The sequence below is a fragment of the Roseomonas sp. TAS13 genome (genome assembly GCF_001950415.1).
Classification (GTDB): Bacteria; Pseudomonadota; Alphaproteobacteria; order Acetobacterales; family Acetobacteraceae; genus Roseomonas; species Roseomonas mucosa.
Map to the genome: position 1 here is coordinate 1 of NZ_BDLP01000763.1, position 751 is coordinate 751.

Annotated in this window: 1 pseudogene; it reads left to right on the forward strand. The window is 78.2% G+C overall.

Annotated features, from left to right (window positions below):
- Positions 1-162: 162 nt before the first annotated feature.
- A pseudogene (locus ROTAS13_RS25385) lies at positions 163-751 on the forward strand (O-antigen ligase domain-containing protein); the annotation flags it as partial.

Sequence of the window (751 nt, forward strand, 5' to 3'; positions counted from 1 at the left end):
GTCTTCCCCCGGGCGCGGCGGCCGGTCCCTACCCCGCCGCCCGGCCGGCACCTCCGCGGGGCATGGGGAACGCCCCCGCGATGCCCCTCGGCCAGCGCCGGGGCCATCCGGATTTCGCCCCCCTGCCACGCTCCCCCTCCCCCATGCCGGAAGGCTGAGCCGGTGGCACGGGTCGATGCCGCCGCGCCGGGCTCGCTGGCCGGGATGGCCGCGGCGGTGCTGTTCCTGGCCGGGGCGCTGAAATCCGTGCCGCAGACCGCCGCCCTGCCGGACATCACGGTGCTTTCCGCCGGCGCGTTGGCCGTCTCCTTCCCCTGGCTCCTGGCCTCGCGCCGCTGGACGGTGCTGCGCCCGGTGGCGCTGCCCCTCGCCGCCGCGGGGGCGCTCTGGCTCTGGATGGTGCTGGCCGCGACCTGGAGCAGTTCGGCCGAGATCCTGTCGCAGAAGCTGCCGGAGGCGGTCCTGCTCGGCCCCGCCATGCTGGCGGCGGGCATGGCGACCGGGGCGGATGCGGCGGCCCGGCGCTGGCTGGTGGCCACGGCGATGCTGACCGGCCCCTTTGTCGCGGCGGGCGTGGCCTGGGGGCTCGCTTCCGGCGAGGTCGTCCTCGGCGGCCTGGTCGGGGCCACGGATGCGACGCGGGTGCAGTACCAGCTCGCCGGCCTCGCCATGGCCTGCGGCGCCGGGCTGGCGGCGGTGCGGCTGGTGGAGGCCGGCCGGGCCGGGCGGGTCTCATGGGCGCTGCTGCTGC